Origin of the sequence: Shewanella sp. 2_MG-2023 (assembly GCF_030548905.1) — a bacterium.
Lineage (GTDB): Bacteria > Pseudomonadota > Gammaproteobacteria > Enterobacterales > Shewanellaceae > Shewanella > Shewanella electrodiphila.
In genome coordinates, this window is record NZ_JAUOSO010000012.1 from 110280 (window position 1) to 124458 (window position 14179).

Below are 14179 nucleotides of genomic sequence, written 5' to 3' on the forward strand. Positions count from 1 at the left end.
TGCTTAGGTGATACTATTAGAATATTGTTCAATATCTACATGATTACGTTAATGAATTAACGATTTGATGTAATGAAGCTAATGGATCGGTTGCTTTAGTAATTGGGCGACCAATCACTAAATAATCAGAGCCCGCAGCAATCGCCTTCGGTGGCGTCATTACGCGATGTTGATCACCAACATCAGCACCAACAGGGCGAATACCTGGAGTGATTAGATTAAAGTCTTTACCAAAGCTTGTTTTAAGCATAGTGGCTTCTTGAGCTGAACACACAACGCCATCAAGACCAGCTTGGTGTGTTAGCGCAGCTAAACGTTTAACATGTTCAGATGCAGGAACATTTATCCCTAATAATGATAAATCTTCATCACTCATTGACGTTAATACTGTTACAGCGATTAGCAAAGGTGCGTCATTACCATAATTGCCTAATGCATTTTTTGCTGCCTGCATCATCGCTAACCCACCACTTGCATGGACGTTCGTCATCCAAACACCAAGGTCCGCTGCTGCAGACACGGCTTTTGCTACAGTATTAGGAATATCATGAAATTTTAAATCTAGAAATAAATCGAATTCACGATCATGGATGTCTTTTACCAATTGTGGTCCAAATAAAGTAAACATTTCTTTGCCTACTTTAAGGCGACACATAGATGGATCAAGCTTATCAATCAGTGATAGTGCCTCATTTTTATTGTCATAATCTAAGGCTACTACAATCGGTTTATCTGCCATGTTTACTCCGTAAGGTGTTTATTAACGCATTTCAGCTATAGGGTATTAAATGAAATGTTTGATTGGTAACCCAATGTTTTAATCGGTTATCGTTGTTACCTTTGGCCACGCATATTGCCATGCTCTGGCGTTATTCTCCGTCTAAGCCTTTAACACGTTTGATGCTGCCCCATTCTTTACAAGACGGACAATGCCAATACAAACTGTGCGCTGGGAAACCACATGAGCAGCAACGATAACTGGGTCTAAATTTAATCTGTTGTTCAACTAACTTTTCAAGCATAGATAAACTTTGTTTAGCTTGGCCATCTTCTGCTTGTTTGATATGTAGTTGCATTAAATGCTGAAAACCCTTCATCGTTGGGTGACGGTAAAGATGATCTAACACCATCTTTTCAGCATTTTTGGTATTACCTTGTTCAATCATGTGTTTTGCTAGTGCAATAATGACACTTGCCCCAGCGCCTGCCTCTAGGGCTTGTTGTAACAAGGATTGATAACCTTCAGCGTCGTTTGTGTCGCGATAGACTTGTTTTGCAACACCAATGGCATCAGAAAATAATTCAATATCAGCTAGTTTTAGTTCCAAGATAGCTTTTTTACATAAATTAACTTGATTTGAATCGAGATAAATTTTTGCCAAAGTTAACCAAGCACGACCACATTTATCATCGAGTTTAATTGCTTGTTGTAGTAATTTGATTTTCTCAGCGCCATCTGTAGATTCATCAGCAAGCTGACAATAAAAATGGGCTGTAATTGATTTTAAAACTTGCTGACGCTTGCGGCTTAAACCTTTAGTGATGTTAATGGCGTTCTGCCATTCTTTGGTAACTTGATAAATAGAGATCAGCTGAGTTTCAGCTTCTTCACTATGATCATCTTGACTAACAAGGTTTAAAAATATTTCTTCAGCTCTGTCGTAGAAACCAGCCGCTAAATAATCTTTACCCAACTCCATCATAGCAATATCACGTTGTTCTGTGGTTAAGCTAGGTCTGGCAATTAAGTTTTGATGAATTCTGATGGAGCGGTCGACTTCGCCGCGTTTTCTAAAAAGCGAACCTAATGAAAGGTGAGTATCAATGGTTTCATCATCGACATCTAACATGGTAATAAACAAATCGACTGCTTTGTCAGATTCGTTTGAAAGTAAAAAATTAAGCCCAGTAAAATAGTCTCTACTGAGTTTTTTACTTTGCTGTTTTTGATTCTGTCGTATACTTCTTCGTCCCATATACCAGCCATAACCAGCCGCTATAGGTAACAACAGAAAGAGGATTTCTAGCATATTACGCGACGGTATCCTGTACAGTTGGCTCAGAAATATTGTTCGTTAGTTGAGCAATAGTTTTGTTCCTTTTTCTAACGACCATTTTCAACTTAACAATATAATAAGCAGCAAATAACCAACTAATGATGAAGCCGGCTAAAAATACAACCGCGAGGACAACAGGTAATCGATACTGTCCTTCAGCGATAAAATAACTGACAGTAACAATTTGCTCATTCTTAGCACCAAAAAGTAGCGCAAGAACAAAGAATAAACCAACAATGACAATGGCAATAAAAGATTTCACGTGCAGCTCCATTCTATCTGTGAAAGATAAGATCGAAATTTACCAATATAATGATTATCCAAGAATTTTAGTCAACTAACCAGCTTTGCTGAGCATTAGATACAAAAAAGCCTCCAAAAGGAGGCTTTTTAATCAAGCGTTAATCATTGATTAACCGCATCGACACGTTCACGCAGTTCTTTGCCAGGCTTAAAGTGCGGTACATATTTGCCTTCCAAGTCAACTGAGGTTCCAGTTTTAGGATTACGGCCAACACGTGGTGCACGGAAATGAAGTGAAAAACTACCAAAGCCACGGATCTCTATGCGATCACCGCCTTCTAATGTTGTCGCCATTTGCTCTAACATTTCTTTTATAGCACTTTCCACTTCTTTCGCCGACAGCTGCGACTGCCTAGTGGCAAGTTTTTCGATCAGTTCGGATTTCGTCATCCTATACCCTCTATTATCAAGCCAAACACAGTCGCCTAATGGGAAACAAAGTACGTTTCCCACACAACAGGCGATTTATTACTTACGAGCTGCTTTAAACGCTTCAGCCATTGCATTACTAATAACAGCATCATCTTGCTTGTTAATAGTTGCCATTGCTTCTTTCTCATCTGCTTCATCTTTCGCTTTGATAGATAAGCTGATAGAACGGTTCTTGCGATCTACGCCCATGAACTTAGATTCAACTTTGTCACCTACAGAGAATTGTGTAGATGCGTCTTCGATACGCTCGCGAGAGATATCTGCAACGCGAAGGTAACCTTCAACAGTTTCAGCTAGTTCAATTGTAACGCCTTTAGCGTCAACAGCAGTAACTACACCATTTACAATAGTACCTTTCTTCTTGTCTGCCAAGTAAGCATTGAAAGGATCGTCTTCAGTTTGCTTAACGCCTAAGCTGATACGCTCACGCTCAGGGTCAACAGAAAGAACTACTGCGTGGATTTCGTCACCTTTCTTGTACTCAGATACAGCGTCTTCGCCAGTACCGTTCCAAGAAATGTCAGATAAGTGAACAAGACCGTCGATGCCGCCGTCAAGACCAATGAAGATACCGAAGTCAGTGATAGACTTGATCTTACCAGAAACTTTATCGCCCTTGTTGAAACGAGTAGCGAAATCATCCCATGGATTAGTCTTACATTGCTTAAGACCTAGAGAAATACGACGACGTTCTTCATCGATGTCTAGAACTAGAACTTCAACTTCATCACCTAAGTTAACAACTTTAGATGGGTGGATGTTCTTGTTAGTCCAATCCATTTCAGAAACGTGAACAAGACCTTCAACGCCTTCTTCGATTTCAACGAAACAACCGTAGTCAGTTAAGTTCGTTACGCGACCAGTAAGACGAGTGCTTTCTGGGTAGCGCTTGCTGATTTCTAACCATGGATCTTCGCCAAGTTGCTTAAGACCTAGTGATACGCGAGTACGCTCACGGTCATACTTAAGAACTTTAACGTTGATTTCGTCACCAACATTAACGATTTCAGATGGGTGCTTAACACGCTTCCAAGCCATATCAGTGATATGTAGAAGACCGTCAACGCCACCTAAGTCTACGAATGCACCGTAGTCAGTAAGGTTCTTAACGATACCTTTAACTGCTTGACCTTCTTGAAGGTTCTCAAGAAGAGCATCACGCTCTGCACTGCTTTCTGATTCGATAACAGCACGACGTGAAACAACAACGTTGTTACGCTTCTGGTCAAGTTTGATAACTTTGAATTCTAATTCTTTGTACTCTAGGTGAGCGGTATCGCGAACTGGGCGAACGTCTACTAGAGAACCTGGTAAGAAGGCACGGATACCGTTTAATTCAACAGTGAAACCACCTTTAACTTTACCATTGATGATACCGATAACAGTTTCAGCATCTTCGTAAGCTTTTTCTAGAACAATCCAAGCTTCGTGACGTTTCGCTTTTTCACGAGATAATTGAGTTTCACCGAAACCGTCTTCAACAGAGTCAAGTGCAACATCAACTTCGTCGCCAACAGCGATTTCTAAAACACCTTGAGCGTTTTTGAATTCGTCAGCAGAAATTGGGCTTTCAGACTTAAGACCAGCGTCAACTAGTACAGTACCGTTTTCGATGCGTACAACTACACCACGTACGATAGAACCAGGACGGAACTCAAGTTCATTTAGGGATTGTTCAAATAGATCAGCAAAAGATTCAGTCATTTTATGATTACTTTCTTTTATAAACCACCATCCATCCTGGATGTGGAGTCAATTAATTTATTTACATCATCCGTGATATAAATGTTGTTTCATAATCTCTCAGAATTAAGAAATTACGTTAAGTTTTTATTGATGTGTTCAAGCACAAGCTCAAGCACTTCATTAATACCTATACCACTAGTATCAATCACTAGCGCATCATCTGCAGGCACTAAAGGTGAGACTGAACGATTAATATCGCGGTCATCACGTTCAATGATTTCAGATAAAAGGCGATCGATATTAACATCGAAGCCCTTGTCCTGCAACTGTTTATAGCGTCGCTGCGCCCTTTCCTCTGCTGATGCAGTAAGGAAAATCTTAGCTGGAGCATTAGGAAAAACGACCGTCCCCATGTCTCTGCCATCGGCGACTAAACCAGGTGTGTTACTAAAAGCACGCTGACGACGCAATAATGCTTCGCGAACACGAGGGAATGCAGCAATTTTTGACGCTGCATTGCCACATTCTTGAGTACGGATGCTGGTAGATACATCTTCGCCTTCAAGAATCACTTTAACTTGTTCAGTACCTGTTAAAAACTGCACATCTAAATGAGCAGCAAGTAAGGTAATAGCTTCTTCATTCTCTAATTCAACATTGTGATGAATCGCAGCAAGGGCTAATACGCGATAGATAGCACCGCTATCTAATAAGTGCCAATCTAGTTTCTCTGCGACTAATTGACATATGGTCCCTTTCCCTGCACCGCTTGGTCCGTCGATTGTGACTACTGGAGCACGTTCAGACATAAATTCCTCCGAAAAAAAACAATCTTCCATGAAAGTATAAAAAGGTTCATCAAAATGAGCGGGCGGCATTGTATAACAATTTTGATGAAAAAACTGGAGTATTTTGTAAGTTCACTAACCAGATCAAAACAACGGCAGTATATTGACTGCCGTCATTTAATTGGTCGATAAAATCAACAGCCTTATTGAGCTAAACGAGCAAACTCAGCGAAATAGGTAGGGAATGTTTTAGACGTGCAATCTGGGTCATTGATGGTAATCCCGCAGTCAGCAAAGGCTAACATAGAAAAACACATTGCCATACGATGATCATTATAAGTATCAATTGCTGCAGTATTTAACTCAGCTGGCGGAGTAACAGCAATAAAGTCATGACCTTCTTCTACAGTGGCACCGACTTTACGGAGTTCAGTTGCCATAGCTGATAAGCGGTCAGTTTCTTTAATTCTCCAATTGTAAATATTTGTTATACGTGTGGTCCCCTCTGCAAATAACGCAGCTGTCGCGATGGTCATTGCCGCATCAGGAATATGATTCATATCTAAATCAACAGCCGTTAGCTTTGCTTGGCGTGCAATAATGTAATCATCACCCCACTCAATGTCTGCACCCATTTTTTCAAGTACATCTGCAAATTTCACATCCCCTTGAATACTTAATTTACCAACACCAGTAACTTTAACTTCACCACCTTGAATTGCACCAGCAGCGAGAAAATAAGAAGCTGATGATGCATCACCTTCAACAAGCACTTTGCCCGGTGAAACATATTGCTGACCAGTTTGAATTTCAAAACGGCGGTAATCATGATTAATGACTTCAACACCAAACTGAGCCATTAATGCAATGGTAATATCAATATAAGGCTTTGAAACTAACTCGCCCTTGATATTTATGTTTACTGTGTCTTTAGTTAATGGGGCAACCATTAATAATGCCGTTAAAAATTGACTAGATAAATCACCTGCGATTTCAACTTCTCCGCCATTTAAGCCGTCAGCATTGATAGTTAAAGGTGGAAAGCCATCATTCTTCAGGTAAGTTATATTTGCACCTAACTGACGTAACGAATCAACTAAATCTCCAATAGGTCTTTCTTCCATGCGAGGTTCACCTGTTAAGGTAAACTCACCTGAACCTAACGTAAGCGCTGCACATAATGGGCGCATTGCCGTGCCTGCATTACCTAAAAATAAAGTCTGTGATTGCTGAGCACTTAATGGCTTGCCTAAACCTTCTAATTCACACACGGTGTTGTTTTCAGACAATTGGTACTCAACGCCTAATTGCTTTAATGATGCCAACATATAGCGAATATCGTCTGAATCTAATAAATTTGTCAGGGTTGTTTTCCCTTTTGCTAGCGTAGCTAACAATAATGCTCTATTTGATATGCTCTTTGAGCCAGGGATATTAACGACACCATTTACTTTGTTAACGGGTTCTAGACGCAATTGTTTCATTAGCGATTCTTCTTAAATGATTTCTAGCTAAACGCGAGAATGACTGAAGGCAAAAGATAAAGACAGCTTTGTCAATTTATCTATACGATTTGGGCACTATCAAATTGAATAATTATTCTTGCCTACAAATTTACTGATTGCAGCCCATGATTCAAGGGAAATATGACATTTATTTACTGTTTTTAAGCCAACTTGAATAAAATGAATGAAAAACAGCCTGTTTAACTTAAAGTCAGAGCCTGTTCTGCACTATTGAACCGTAAACTGTAAACTTTCGGCTCATAAAAATAAGCTTTTTGGTGTTATTAAAAAAAAGGCATTTCATTCAGTATTTAATCTACGTTACCCTTAAGTTAATCCTACTAAAACTGAATAATAAATAAGGTCAACAGTCATGTTCAAAACATTAACTGCTATGCCAGCCGATCCAATCTTAGGTTTGCTAACTCAATACCGCCAAGATAATCACTCACAGAAAATAGATTTAGGTGTTGGCGTCTATAAAGATCCAGCGGGTCACACACCCATTCTGGAATGTGTAAAAACAGCAGAAAAAATGCGTACAGAAACTGAAACCACCAAAGTCTACATTGGCCCAACCGGATCAGAGTCGTTTAATCAATTAATGTCTGAACTTGCATTTGGACAAAGTCATACAGCATTGCTTGCTGATCGTATTCGCACAGTGTCAACACCTGGCGGTACTGGCGCATTGAGAGTGGCAGCTGAATTTATTAAAAGTTGTAATCCCAATGCCGTCATTTGGGTTAGCGATCCAACTTGGGCCAATCACACTGGCCTATTTGAAGCTGCTGGCTTAACGGTTAAAACCTATCCTTATTATGACTATGACACTAAAACCCTTAAATTTGATCAAATGGTCGATGCATTAAAACAAATCAATAAAGATGACGTCGTTTTATTGCATGCATGTTGTCACAACCCGAGTGGAATGGATTTAACTCAATCGCAATGGGATGAAGTAATTAGCATCACAGCTCAGCAAGGCTTTACACCGCTGATTGATATGGCTTATCAAGGTTTTGGTGATGGTGTCGATGAAGATGCCTATGGCGTTCGCCAGATGGCTGCGGCTGTAGAGGAAATGATTTTATGTAGTTCGTGTTCTAAAAACTTCGGTTTATACCGTGAGCGTATTGGCGCATGTACTATTGTCGCTGATAATAGCCAAGCTGCAAACGTTGCTTTTTCTGTTCTACTGTATGTTGTGCGTTGTATCTACTCTATGCCGCCAGCACACGGAGCAGCATTGGTTGAGACCATACTTGGAAATCCAGAGTTAAAACAAGCATGGTTAAATGAATTAACAGTCATGCGCGATCGCATTAACGGCAACCGTCAAATGCTGGTGAGTAAGTTAATTGAAAACGGTGTTGAGCAAGATTTCAGCTTCATTGCTAAACAAAAAGGAATGTTCTCCTTCTTAGGTATTAACCCTGAACAAGTAGAAACGCTTAAGCAGCAACACAGTATTTATATGGTAGGTTCAAGCCGGATGAGTATTGCTGGTATCAGTGAAGCAAACGTTGATTATCTGGCTAAATCAATCGCGACAATTTTATAATCAACATCACTAAATACATATAAACTAAAAAGCGAACGACATTAATGTCATTCGCTTTTTTATTTATGATTAGCTTAAACAGTTATGCGCTATGTTGCTTTGCAAACGTTTCCATAAAGTTAACCAAAGCTTGAACACCTGATAATGGCATCGCATTATAAATACTTGCTCTCATGCCACCGACAATACGATGTCCTTTAAGCGCAACAAGACCCACCTGCTCCGCTTGCTTTAAAAACTCACTATCTAGACTGTTGTCAGTTAACTGAAAAGTGACGTTCATTCTTGAACGGTTTTCTGCTTTAACACCATTTTTATAAAACGGATTACTGTCTATACACTGATACAGTAAATCCGCTTTTTGTTTATTGATTTTTTCTATCTCAGTAACGCCACCTTGCGCAGTCAACCAATCAAACACTTCTGCGGCAAGATACCATGCAAAAGTTGGTGGTGTATTGAACATAGAATCGTTCGCCTGCGCGACGCTGTAATCCATAATTGAAGACTGAGCTAAACTAGGCAGTTTCAACATATCGTCACGAACAATGACAATAGATAAACCTGATGGGCCGATATTTTTTTGAGCGCCGGCATAGATCAGCCCATACTTACTAACGTCTATTTGGCGTGACATAATCGTTGAAGATAAATCAACCACCACAGGCCATGGGCTTTCAAGTGATTCAAATATTTCTATGCCGTCAACGGTCTCATTGGCACAAAAATGGACATAGCGATAATCTTTATCAATGGCATTGAGATCAGGAAGAACAACTTGATTGACACCATCACAGTTTTCGACAATGTTCATTTGATCAATATTGTCATCACCCACCAATTTAACCGCTTCTTTAACCGCTGCTGTTGACCATTGGCCATTAACTAAATACAAAGCCTTACCGTTATCACCTAAAAAGTTATTAACGACATTGGTGAATTGACCACGACCACCACCATGCATAAATAACACATGATAGTTTTCTGGTATATCCATTAATGCGCGTAATGTTTTTTCAGCATGTTGAGTTAATGCAATGAACTCTTTACTTCGATGGCTAATTTCCATGACGGAGACACCTAAACCATTCCAATCAATTAGTTCTTGCTGCGCTTTTTGCATTACAGCTTGTGGTAACATGGCAGGTCCAGCACAAAAATTATAAATAGCGCTCACAGCATTGTCCTTTATCGTTTTTAGTTAAAACATTAAATTGATAGCATTTTGACATGCAGTATATCCCAACTGTTTCACAGCTAAAATGAAAAATAATCATAAAGCAGATCAAGCATGATTTAATTACTCAAAATATACTTTTAAATACTATCAACAAGGCATTTTTTGATAGAATCTACTGGTCAATTATCAATAAATAACCTGCTATTTTATTAAGTGCTGCATAAGTAAACTACGGCACTATTTTTATGTTTAAAATGAAACAGATTTTATGAATTTACATGACGAGTCACTAGTAAATATCATTAAATTAAACAACAATACTTGTATACAAATGAGTAACAAACGTCCTTTTTAGTTATAGACGTCAACACAATAATAAATAAACCGTATTAACGGTCATTGGAACTGTACATGTTTTTAAAACCTATATTATTTTTAGGCGCTGTATCTTTTGTTAGTTTGCTCCCTACTTCCTTAATAGCTGCAGAGCAATCTGACTATTCTCCTTTAGCCGACAGCTTTAAACAGCGTTTTCATCAACAGCTTAAAACAAGCAAAGTGCCAGGTGGCGCATTTGTGATAGTTGAGGGCGACAAAGTGCTGAAACTCAGTACATATGGTAAACGAACAAAAGGCGGCAGTTTGAATGTCAATGCAGACACTGTATTTAGATTAGCGTCTGTATCTAAAACTTTTGCTGGCACGTTAGCCAGTATGTTGGTCAATGAGAAAAAATTAAATTGGCAACAGCCGATCAAAAGCTACTTGCCAGAGTTTACCCTTGCCGACAAACAAAAAGCGCAGCAAATCAATCTCGGTCATATCATTGGACAAAGTACCGGCTTGATGCCAAATAGCTATGATAATTTAATCAATGCCAATGTGGGCATGGAAAGAATTATCAACAAATTCTCTGAGCTCACCCCGATGTGTTCTCCTGGTGTCTGTTACAGCTACCAGAATGTAGCATTTTCGTTTATTCAAGACGCAATAGAACAACAATCGGGGCAATCTTATGAATCTTTACTGCAAAATAAGATATTTTCACCTTTAGATATGAAGTCAGCATCCATTGGTTATGACGCATTCGATCAACAAAGTAATCGCGCTGAACCACACGTAAAAACGAAATCAGGGTTCAGAAAAGTAAAAGTAAAACCCAACTATTACAAATTAGCGCCTGCTGCTGGTGTAAATGCCAGCATTACAGATATGTCAAAATGGCTAATTGCCAACCTAGGTGAAAACCCAGGGGTGCTGTCCAACAGTGTGATTAAAGATGTTACTACCCCAGGTGTTAGAACAACAAAAGAACTACGCCGCCGCGATTGGAGAACTTATCTAGATAATGCTCATTACGGTAAAGGTTGGCGGGTTTATGAATTTGAGGGTAGACCATTAATCTATCATGCTGGCTGGGTGGCTGGTTATGTTGCCGAAGTCTCCTACTCACCTGAATTAAATATCGGTATGGCAATGTTGCTTAATGGAGAATCAAGGGTTATTGCTAAACTCAGTTCGGCATTTTGGCGTGATACATTTAAACGTGCAGATGTCCTCGCCAGTAATACATCAGCGAACTAAAACTGAATAGAACTGAGCTGAACTAAATTAAGTTAAGTTAAGTTAAGTCATCAAGCTGTCTTAAACAAGTTAATCCATCGTGTGGAGAATATTTGTGACAGCGAATAGCTGTAGCCATTTACGCATTAAGTAGGTAAGTAAGCAACACCAAACCAGACACTGTAGTTTGAGACAATTTACAAACCTATAATTAAAAACACTAAAGCTGTGTTTACGCTAAGTTTAACGTTATCGATTATAAAAAAGAACCAATAAAAAAGGATGCCATTGGCATCCTTTTTTTGTTTCAGCAAATAACTCGATTAAGCATCTGCTTCTGGTGTATCAGTCGCATCGTCAGCAGTATTTTCTACTGCAGCTGTTTCAGACTCTTCGCCTTCAACAAACTCTTCTTCTGGGACTTCAATTTCATCAAGTCTTTGCAAACCGACTACTTTTTCATCTTCAGCAGTACGAATGATTGTCACACCTTGTGTGTTACGACCAATCAATGAAACACCGTTAGAAGGAGTACGTACCAGAGTACCTTTGTTACTAATCAGCATGATTTCTTCAGATTCAGTCACCTGAACAGCGCCAACGACTGCACCGTTACGCTCACTCACCTTGATTGAAACAACACCTTTAGTGCCACGGCTCTTAGCTGGGTACTCAGATAGGTCTGTACGCTTACCGTAACCATTTTCAGTTACCGTAAGAATAGAGCCATCTTCTTTAGGAATGATCATTGAAACAACTTTTTGACCATCTTCAAGTTTGATACCACGAACACCCGTTGCCGTACGACCCATTGGACGGATAGCAATCAGATCTTCACCAGTCTCAGGATCTTTCTTCACTTCACCCGTTTCAGAATCACGTACTTTCTCGTTAAAGCGAACAACTTTACCTTCATTCGAGAACAGCATGATGTCATCACTACCATTAGTAATATCAACACCAATTAACTGATCATCATCTTTTAGGTTAACTGCAATAATACCGTTTGCACGAGGATTACTATAAGCAGTTAATGCTGTTTTCTTAACGGTACCGTGAGCGGTAGCCATAACAATAAACTTATCATCAGCATATTCACGCACAGGTAGAATCGCAGTAATACGTTCACCATCAGAAAGCGGTAACAAGTTAATGATTGGACGGCCACGCGCTGTACGGCTTGCCAACGGTAACTGGTAAACTTTAAGCCAGTACATTTTACCGAAGTCAGAGAAACATAGAATCGTGTCATGAGTATTGGCAACAAGCAGTTTTTCAACGAAATCTTCATCTTTCACTTTCGTTGCAGCTTTACCTTTACCACCACGGCGCTGCGCTTGGTAATCAGTCAATGGCTGATATTTAGCGTAACCCATGTGTGATAGTGTCACCACGACATCTTCTTCGTTAATTAAGTCTTCAAGACTCATATCAACTTCGTTTTGATTAATCACAGTACGACGAGCATCACCGTATTGTTCTAGAATCTCTTCTAACTCTTCTTTGATGACTTCCATCAAGCGTTCAGGGCTACGTAGAATAAACAATAGACCTGCAATGAACTCGAGTAACTCTTCATATTCAGCAAGAATTTTTTCATGTTCAAGGCCCGTTAGGCGATGTAAACGAAGCTCTAGAATTGCCTGTGCTTGCTGCTCAGTTAAGAAGTATTCGCCATCACGAATACCAAATTCTGGCTCTAACCACTCAGGACGAGCTGCATCATCACCTGCTTTTTCAAGCATACCTTGTACATTTCCTAGCTTCCAACCTTGCTCTACTAATTTAACCTTAGCTTCTGCAGGAGTTGGTGAAGCCTTAATTAACGCAATGATTGGATCAATGTTAGCCAATGCAATAGCAAGTGCTTCTAGGATATGTGCACGTTCACGTGCTTTACGTAATTCAAATACGGTTCTACGTGTAACGACTTCACGGCGGTGAAGGATGAAACACTCAAGCATTTCTTTTAAGTTAAACAGTTTTGGTTGACCATTTGTCAACGCAACCATGTTAATACCAAAAGAGCACTGCATTTGAGTTTGAGCGTATAGGTTATTAAGTACAACCTCGCCAACTTCACCACGTTTAATTTCAATAACAATACGCATACCGTCTTTATCAGACTCGTCGCGTAAGCCACTGATACCTTCTATTTTCTTATCTTTTACAAGCTCAGCGATTTTTTCAATCAAACGCGCTTTGTTAACCTGATAAGGAATTTCAGTAACGATAATACGTTCACGGCCATTCTCTTCTTCAACTGCAGCTTTTGAGCGCATAACAGCACGGCCACGGCCAGTTTTGTATGCATCAATGATACCTTTACGGCCATTGATAGACGCTGCTGTTGGGAAGTCAGGACCTGGAATGTGTTCCATTAGCTGTTCAATTGAAAGACTTGGCTCTTCAATTAACGCTAAGCAACCACCGATCACTTCAGAAATGTTGTGAGGAGGTATATTGGTTGCCATACCAACAGCGATACCAGAAGAACCATTAATTAATAATGTCGGTACACGCGTTGGTAGTACAGCAGGAATAAACTCAGTACCATCATAGTTAGGTACATAATCTACTGTTTCTTTTTCTAAATCGGCTAATAATGAATGAGCCAATTTTTCCATGCGAATTTCTGTATAACGCATTGCTGCTGCAGAATCGCCATCAACTGAACCAAAGTTACCTTGGCCGTCAACAAGCGTATAACGCATAGAGAATGGCTGAGCCATACGTACGATTGTATCGTATACAGCAGAGTCACCATGTGGGTGATACTTACCGATTACGTCACCAACAACACGAGCTGATTTTTTATAAGGCTTATTAAAGTCGTTCTTTAATTCGTTCATTGCAAAAAGCACACGACGGTGAACCGGTTTTAAACCGTCACGAACGTCGGGTAATGCACGACCTACGATTACACTCATTGCATAATCTAAATAAGAATTTTTTAGTTCGTCTTCGATGTTAATTGGCGAAATTGATGATGCCAGATCAGTCATAAACTGCTCGTTCCCCTAAAATTAGCGCACAATAATTATTCCATTTTATTGTGTAGCTCAAAAACGTGATTTGGCATTCTAACACAGATATAAAAA

At 39.6% G+C, this 14179-nt stretch carries 11 protein-coding genes; 2 read left to right on the forward strand and 9 right to left on the reverse strand.

The window, feature by feature from the left end:
- Positions 1–43: 43 nt before the first annotated feature.
- The 7 genes from pyrF to aroA form a co-directional block, all read right to left on the reverse strand.
- The gene (gene pyrF / locus Q4600_RS13300; protein WP_102527367.1) at positions 44–739 is read right to left on the reverse strand and encodes an orotidine-5'-phosphate decarboxylase; all 696 of its coding nucleotides are present in this window, start codon (positions 737–739) and stop codon (positions 44–46) included.
- A 130-nt stretch (positions 740–869) separates the two neighbouring features.
- Positions 870–2030: a lipopolysaccharide assembly protein LapB gene (gene lapB, locus Q4600_RS13305; protein ID WP_102527368.1), complete on the reverse strand. Its 1161-nt coding sequence runs from the start codon at positions 2028–2030 to the stop codon at positions 870–872.
- 1 nt (position 2031) lies between these two features.
- Positions 2032–2319, reverse strand: coding sequence for a lipopolysaccharide assembly protein LapA domain-containing protein (locus Q4600_RS13310; protein WP_229368740.1), 288 nt, complete (start codon positions 2317–2319; stop codon positions 2032–2034).
- A 143-nt stretch (positions 2320–2462) separates the two neighbouring features.
- Positions 2463–2750, reverse strand: coding sequence for an integration host factor subunit beta (ihfB, locus tag Q4600_RS13315; RefSeq protein WP_229368741.1), 288 nt, complete (start codon positions 2748–2750; stop codon positions 2463–2465).
- A gap of 78 nt (positions 2751–2828) precedes the next feature.
- Complete coding sequence (rpsA, locus tag Q4600_RS13320) at positions 2829–4517, reverse strand: 30S ribosomal protein S1 (protein WP_277868760.1); 1689 nt, start codon at positions 4515–4517, stop codon at positions 2829–2831.
- Between the two features lie 92 nt (positions 4518–4609).
- Entirely contained in the window at positions 4610–5287 is a 678-nt protein-coding gene (gene cmk / locus Q4600_RS13325; RefSeq protein WP_229368742.1) for a (d)CMP kinase, read from the reverse strand.
- Positions 5288–5469: 182 nt separating this feature from the next.
- Positions 5470–6750 carry a 3-phosphoshikimate 1-carboxyvinyltransferase gene (gene aroA / locus Q4600_RS13330; RefSeq protein WP_303516863.1) on the reverse strand — a complete coding sequence of 427 codons (1281 nt, stop codon included), beginning with the start codon at positions 6748–6750 and terminating at the stop codon, positions 5470–5472.
- A gap of 394 nt (positions 6751–7144) precedes the next feature.
- On the opposite strand from aroA, the gene Q4600_RS13335 reads away from it, so the two are divergent.
- Positions 7145–8335, forward strand: coding sequence for an amino acid aminotransferase (locus Q4600_RS13335; RefSeq protein WP_102527374.1), 1191 nt, complete (start codon positions 7145–7147; stop codon positions 8333–8335).
- Between the two features lie 82 nt (positions 8336–8417).
- On the opposite strand, the gene serC is transcribed toward Q4600_RS13335, so the two are convergent.
- Complete coding sequence (gene serC, locus Q4600_RS13340; RefSeq protein ID WP_303516865.1) at positions 8418–9512, reverse strand: 3-phosphoserine/phosphohydroxythreonine transaminase; 1095 nt, start codon at positions 9510–9512, stop codon at positions 8418–8420.
- Between the two features lie 414 nt (positions 9513–9926).
- On the opposite strand from serC, the gene Q4600_RS13345 reads away from it, so the two are divergent.
- Positions 9927–11099 (forward strand): serine hydrolase, encoded by a 1173-nt coding sequence (locus tag Q4600_RS13345; protein WP_229368746.1) that lies wholly within the window; start codon positions 9927–9929, stop codon positions 11097–11099.
- Between the two features lie 302 nt (positions 11100–11401).
- On the opposite strand, the gene gyrA is transcribed toward Q4600_RS13345, so the two are convergent.
- The gene (gene gyrA / locus Q4600_RS13350; protein ID WP_102527377.1) at positions 11402–14083 is read right to left on the reverse strand and encodes a DNA gyrase subunit A; all 2682 of its coding nucleotides are present in this window, start codon (positions 14081–14083) and stop codon (positions 11402–11404) included.
- Positions 14084–14179 lie beyond the last annotated feature (96 nt).

Excerpts from the sequence above, each read along its gene's own strand:
- cmk (WP_229368742.1), bottom strand. The coding sequence starts at position 5,287 with ATGTCTGAACGTGCTCCAGTAGTCACAATCGACGGACCAAGCGGTGCA.
- gyrA (WP_102527377.1), bottom strand. The coding sequence starts at position 14,083 with ATGACTGATCTGGCATCATCAATTTCGCCAATTAACATCGAAGACGAA.
- Q4600_RS13345 (WP_229368746.1), top strand. The coding sequence starts at position 9,927 with ATGTTTTTAAAACCTATATTATTTTTAGGCGCTGTATCTTTTGTTAGT.
- pyrF (WP_102527367.1), bottom strand. The coding sequence starts at position 739 with ATGGCAGATAAACCGATTGTAGTAGCCTTAGATTATGACAATAAAAAT.
- Q4600_RS13335 (WP_102527374.1), top strand. The coding sequence starts at position 7,145 with ATGTTCAAAACATTAACTGCTATGCCAGCCGATCCAATCTTAGGTTTG.
- lapB (WP_102527368.1), bottom strand. The coding sequence starts at position 2,030 with ATGCTAGAAATCCTCTTTCTGTTGTTACCTATAGCGGCTGGTTATGGC.
- aroA (WP_303516863.1), bottom strand. The coding sequence starts at position 6,750 with ATGAAACAATTGCGTCTAGAACCCGTTAACAAAGTAAATGGTGTCGTT.
- ihfB (WP_229368741.1), bottom strand. The coding sequence starts at position 2,750 with ATGACGAAATCCGAACTGATCGAAAAACTTGCCACTAGGCAGTCGCAG.